The following is a 6,018-nucleotide window of genomic DNA, read 5'->3' on the forward strand; positions in this document are numbered from 1 at the left end:
CATATAATAGATTCAAGTCTTTAACTGATAACTGTAAGGGACCACCTTCGATTCGCAGACCCAGCGCTAAAGCCAGGCAGTTGGCATAAGCTTCCCGGTAGCCGGGTGACCCCAATAACTGCAGCGAAACAAAACTTGCCGGTATTTCCCCACTGGCAGCAGCCAGCGGTTCCAGACCCTGCAGCCGCAACATCCGCTTTTCCATGTTCTCTAATTCCTGCAAAGCCGTGCGGCGCCGGGGAGTCAGTTCCAACTGCTGTTCTTCCTGGTGTAAACGATTTAATCGCTGCCGAATAAGCTGCAGCTGCCGTGACAACCAGCGGTGTTCCATAGTGTCCAGGGTACTGCGAGGACGGTCTTCATAAATATACTGGCGAACCGGTATGTTACTTCTGGTCTGAACAAAACCACCCCGGCCTAAACCTTTCCTTACTGCAGCCAAAACCCGTCCATTCACATGCTTTATCTTCTCTACCCTTACCGGCATCTGCTCTCTTTGCAATCCCCTTACCGGTTTACTGGCAATAAAGTTTAAGGCTCTTTCCAAATCGTCTATAAGGCCCCTTAAGAGAACAAACCATTCTAAATTAGTCGATGGTACAGGGGTAGTGGTACCCATTTGGTAGGTTGAGCGCAGGTACTCCATGGCCAAACCTGTCATCATATCCTGTATCGATGCCAGTATTTCCTCGTAATCATTGGCATAGTCCAACTTGCTGGGGAAAACCTCGACCTGAAATGAAAACTCCGGTTTATCATCAACCAGTATCGTAAATTCGCTATACCCTACCTGAGAACCGAAGTTAATATATCCATAAACAGTGGAATGAACATCATCGTAATCCAAATCTCTAATTATAACCGGATCACGGTGCACTATATCCAGTTTATGACCCGGCTGGGACCGAGCATACAGCTTATAGTTGGTTTCTTCGAAAAGACAGGGGCCGACATGCTGCTGCGGACAATCTGCCAGCTTTGGGGGTATACCCTGGCGCCATATTTTTTGCCAGGTAAGACCTGACCGGTGGGTGGTAATAACCAGACGTCCAAAGGTTTCTTGACCTGGAGGTTTTGTTGGTCCTTTGTTACTGGATAAACTAAATTTCAGGTGTACCAGATCACTAGACAATTCGAAAAGCTGCTCCATATCATCACATCCAATAAGATGTAAATCCTTCGCTAATTAAACGTTCCCACATCAGGCATAGTCTTGCCGCAGTGCGGGGATAGCGGGCATCTGCCAGGAAGGTAGGCCGCCCCGTTTTATCCCATTTATCAATCATTATCTGGGCATCCTCTTCGCTGATACTATTTGACCCTTTAACTGCCCAACCTAGTAACTGCAACACCACCTTGCGTACCGGGGTGCTGCCCCCGATAATTCGGGGTAATATTTTCATCTGTAAGGCTAAATCCAGGGGATTGAACTGTATCCCGTCCCTGTTAACGAATGAGCTTATAATTTCTTCTGCATGTAATGCAAATAAAGCTACTTCATCCCTTACTCGGTAGCCAACCTGCAACTGGGCCTGAATCAAAACGCTGTTAACTTCGGTAAGTATCGCGATAACCTCTTCTATCTTCTGCTTTTCTTCTGCCGTAATTTCCTGCAGCCCGTTCAGGTTAATGGCCCGGGGAAACCAGAGTTCAACCGGCCAAATATTAATATCAGGAGTCTCAGCACTCTCATTTTCCCAGGATTCTAAATGTATCTCAGAAAACTCCAGGGTAAAAGCACGGTCCAGTACCTTACGGCTGAATCCATAAGCACTTTCATCCATATTGACAGTCCCTACGATAGCCAGGTTAGGTGGCAATACTTGCTGCCCCCATTGGGCATCTTCCTCTTTTAAATCCTGGGAGATAAGCGGCCCGCTAATAAATCCGCCGGTACCATCATGGTGGCGGTTTTCCACCTGGCTCAAAACCTCGGCAAAGTAGTGTTCCACGCGAGCCAGATTCATCTCATCCAAAATGCAAACAAAATGTTTATCGGGATTTTTTGCGGCCTCCCGAACTATTGACAGCAAAGCACCTGGTTTAAATTGCCCCTGTAAATCACAGTAGCCAAGCACATCCGAACTATCAGTCCAATCAGGTCTTACCGGAATCAGATGACAATTTCCACCGGTTGCGTGACTGATTAAGGCCGGTAGTTTTGATTTTCCCGTACCGGAAACCCCTGCCAGAATTACAAATGGTTTTGTACGCAAAGCAGCAACATACGCTGCTATTTGCCACGGTTCGAAGGTATAGCCCTGGGCGGCAATGTTCATAAGTAGTCTTTCCACTCTATCATTCCCCTTACCGGTAGCGGTCAAGCCGGAATTTGATTCATTAATATGAAGATAAGCGTTAAGTATAGTAACCAAATCCCGAGTAAGTTCAATATCACTAGGTAATGTTTCAGCTGGATAAAATTTGTAAGCAATAGTTGCTTTTTCATAATCACTTCCCAGACTACTATCCGCATATAATTTCATGTTATTATCCAATTTAAAACCTGTTGTCTCCAGTTCCTTCAAGAAGGGGCGTATTTCTTCTGCTTTCTGTTGCAACTGCTGATAACCCTTTCTTCGCCCCACTGTTTGGATAATTTCGCTTACCCCTTGCATCAGACATAAATATAATCCCTGCATATCCTGGCAGAATAAATAGGTAACATAAATGCCATTCTGAATCGAATCTGCTTTGTTTTTATCCATAAACGCTATCCAGGGTACTTTGGCCCAGTTTCCCTGCCCTACACTCCACCGTAGTGTAACATTATTTGGTATATTACCGTTATCATTAATTTTCCCTTCTATATCCTTAAAAACTTGCCATATTCGATGATTTGAACTAAATGGCTGGCCTAAACGAGCAGATACATAATCTTTTAAAATAATGGCCAAGTTTTCAGCTAATCCCCTAACTGCTTCACTTTCTCGTTCATCAGCAAGTGTTATTATCTTAAAACCCTTTTTTATCAGATAATTATTAGCCTCATCCCCGCCGCTGAATGAGCTCACCGGATCCCCGGTTGCTATAGAAATTATGTACTTTACGGGATAGAGCTGACCCTCTCTTTGTATTGCATATTTATGGTTCTTGTTATTCTGCCAATTTAACCATTCTGCATTGCTGCGATATTCTTCATCAAACTGCCGCATAGCATCCAGGATAGACTCTACTGGTACATCCTTAATCACTGCAGGTCCCCCCCTCCCGTTGCTTTCACAGTGACTTAATATGCATTTTACTTTTATTTCGCCTATATGGCAAATTTATCCTGCCTAATTAAGCATGCGACTTTTGCTTATAATGTTCCAAACAAGTAACAAACCGCTGGGGATTTTCGTAAACCTCCTCCAATAAACCCCTGCTTTTTACCACCTCATGGGCAAAGAACTTGAATAATTGTCCCTTCAATCCTACCAATCCATAATTAAATTCCCTCGCATCATTGTGACCCATAGCTATTCTATAATAAGGGTGTTTTTTTGGAATGAGCTTTTTGCTGCTATTGCTGCAAATAAACACTAAACGCTGCTTATCGTTAACTTTTTCAAATGGCAATTGTAATGCCTGCAGGTAGTTCTTACCCAAGAGGAAGAAAACCAGATCATAGTGCGGCAACAACTTCTCCGTTTCTTCGTGGATTTTAAGGAATTGTGCCCACTGCAGTATTTCGCCTTTATTCATTTTGTTAAATGTTATCTCATAAGGCAATACGGGATAATCCTCCGAAATCAGTCCATAGCCGGCGGATAGAATATAGACATCAATCGTCTCATCTCCATACTTTTTCCGCAATGTTAAAACACCTTCGTTTAAACGAAGGTGCTGAGCTCCGGTATACATTTTTCCAGCCGGGAGAAGGTAAGGATTTAGCTTTTTACTTTTTTCTTTAAACCTTTCTGCATCCAGGAAGTCTTCCTTTCTCAAAGCACCATCCGGTCGATATGTTTTACTGCCTGTACAGGCTGTTATTAGCAATATTCTCTGCATGAAGATACTCCTTGAAAATTCTTAAGACTTTTCACTGTTTTCTCAGGCTTAAATATTCAACTGAAAAGGATTATAGCTAACCTCATGGTCGTAGGTATCAATACCCTCCCGGCGTTTAAGCCATCCCACCACCGCATAAGTTAGAGGAGTAGCCAGAATCTCAAAAGCTACTTTAAAAAGGTACTGGTAAAGCACCATCTGCAGGAGAACTGCATTGGGTACCACTCCCAGAAAACAGACGGTGATAAAAACTATGGTATCAAGCCCTTCCCCAATCAGGGTAGAACCAATGGTGCGAGTCCACAGCCACTTCCCTCGGGTCAATATCTTCATCCGCGACAGAATAGCAGCGTTGGAGAATTCCCCCAAGAGGTATGCTAAAAGGGAAGCCATAACAATACGCGGGGTCATGCCTAAAACGGTCGCAAAAGCCTCTTCCGCTTCAAAAAAGCCGGGGGAGGGTATCGCAATAACCAGGAAAAAAACCCCTACCATCAGAATGTTGCAGGCAAAACCGGTCCATATAACCATCCGGGCTCGGCCATAACCATAAACTTCGGTAAGGATGTCACCAAAGATATAAGCCAGGGGAAATAGGATTACGGCCCCGGGCAGGATCATGCTTCCAATGGTGATTAGTTTCCCCGCTATGATATTGGATAGCAACAAAGCAGTTACAAAAAGGCAGGCAATGATGACAAATAAGTGCGACAGTTTATTCTGTTCCTTAATCAATAACCAATCTCCTCTCAACTCAAAAACTCTTTCAACCCAATTTTACTATCCAAAGTATAAATAGAATCATGACTCTACTGCAATAACCCCTTTTGTTGCATAAGGGTTGCATAAATATACAAAGCACTGGCGAAGCCTGATTCGGAACGACACGGGGGTCGTTCCCTACACACCCTTCGGTCGCTTAATATAGCTGAGCGGTATAAATATGCACGTTAATGCATATTTATAACTTTTTGCAGTGACATCAATCATGCATTTAGCAAAATATTATTGCCTGGCCCTGAAGGGGGCGGCTTACACAGTGAGCAAAGTTCCCACTGTTGAGGAAAACCAAGCATCATTTTATTCATGTCTTGGATGCGTAGCATTGTCGGCATCTGGGCTCATATTTTTCACTATCACCGATTAAAATAAGATTTCCCTTGGGCTGGGGGAGACTGTTTTTGAGCCAGGTGTATACCGCATCTTTACCACAGCGGCAAACGGCGGTCAATTTGCTTACCGAATCAGCTATGGCCATTAGCTGACCCATAAATCCAAATGGACGCCGGTGAGCATCCATATCCAAACCGGATATTATTACAGTTTTTCCCTGGTCCTTGAGTGATTGAACATAGGTTAAAATCCATTCTTCAAAAAACTGGGCTTCATCAATTGCCACCACAGCAGCTTCGATGCCGATTGGTTTATGCAGGATCAAAACCGGAACGCTGAATTGCTGCCTGACCGAGGATGTGGCTATCTCCGTCTCGGTTCGGCTGTCAATATGTGGTTTGAATAGAACAACATTGTTGCCTGCCAGGGTATAGCGTTCAAGTCTTCGCATCAATTCGGTTGTTTTACCCGCAAACATAGGGCCGGTAATTATTTCAATCTTGCCCATGCAAACCTCCAAAATACTTTAGCTATACAGGCTATATTCGCTGCATTCCGCAAAATTCCTCTTACCTATGCCAGTCATATTGTTGGAATTCTATTACCTGGAATAGAATAAATATAAAAAGTTTGGATATTGAGATAATCTGATTTACCAAAAAGGAGGCCGCGTATGGAACCCAGGCTTATACTGCTGATGAGCTAATGAATGAGCTAAAGGAACATGTATTCTGATAGGGGCGTCATAATCTAAAAGCCAATTTTAGAGCATATTGATTAAAAAATTGCCCCGGTGGCATATTAAGCACAGAATTATATTTTAGGGAAAGGGCGTATTTCTATATGAATAGTGCAAGGGTAAAGGAGATACTGGCTTCCAGTGATTCCATTGAGGTGAGATTCAAAGGCTCC

General features: G+C 43.6%; 5 protein-coding genes. All 5 read right to left on the reverse strand.

What is annotated here, in order from left to right; genetic code table 11:
- The coding region (locus PHP87_RS10190; RefSeq protein ID WP_299920997.1) for a DUF2357 domain-containing protein at nucleotides 1-1,150 on the reverse strand (1,150 nt) is incomplete at its 3' end.
- A 4-nt stretch (nucleotides 1,151-1,154) separates the two neighbouring features.
- Nucleotides 1,155-3,194 carry a DUF3578 domain-containing protein gene (locus PHP87_RS10195; RefSeq protein ID WP_299920999.1) on the reverse strand — a complete coding sequence of 680 codons (2,040 nt, stop codon included), beginning with the start codon at nucleotides 3,192-3,194 and terminating at the stop codon, nucleotides 1,155-1,157.
- An 88-nt stretch (nucleotides 3,195-3,282) separates the two neighbouring features.
- A complete protein-coding gene (locus PHP87_RS10200; protein WP_299921001.1) occupies nucleotides 3,283-3,993 on the reverse strand; it encodes a DUF6884 domain-containing protein in 711 nt (236 codons plus the stop codon).
- Between the two features lie 48 nt (nucleotides 3,994-4,041).
- Nucleotides 4,042-4,728 (reverse strand): queuosine precursor transporter, encoded by a 687-nt coding sequence (locus tag PHP87_RS10205; protein WP_299921003.1) that lies wholly within the window; start codon nucleotides 4,726-4,728, stop codon nucleotides 4,042-4,044.
- 349 nt (nucleotides 4,729-5,077) lie between these two features.
- A complete protein-coding gene (locus PHP87_RS10210; protein WP_299921005.1) occupies nucleotides 5,078-5,614 on the reverse strand; it encodes a thymidine kinase in 537 nt (178 codons plus the stop codon).
- Nucleotides 5,615-6,018 lie beyond the last annotated feature (404 nt).

This window comes from Syntrophomonas sp. (assembly GCF_028707975.1).
Classification (GTDB): Bacteria; Bacillota; Syntrophomonadia; order Syntrophomonadales; family Syntrophomonadaceae; genus Syntrophomonas.

Coding starts and splice junctions, on each gene's coding strand:
- PHP87_RS10200 (WP_299921001.1), bottom strand. CDS start 3,993: ATGCAGAGAATATTGCTAATAACAGCCTGTACAGGCAGTAAAACATAT.
- PHP87_RS10210 (WP_299921005.1), bottom strand. CDS start 5,614: ATGGGCAAGATTGAAATAATTACCGGCCCTATGTTTGCGGGTAAAACA.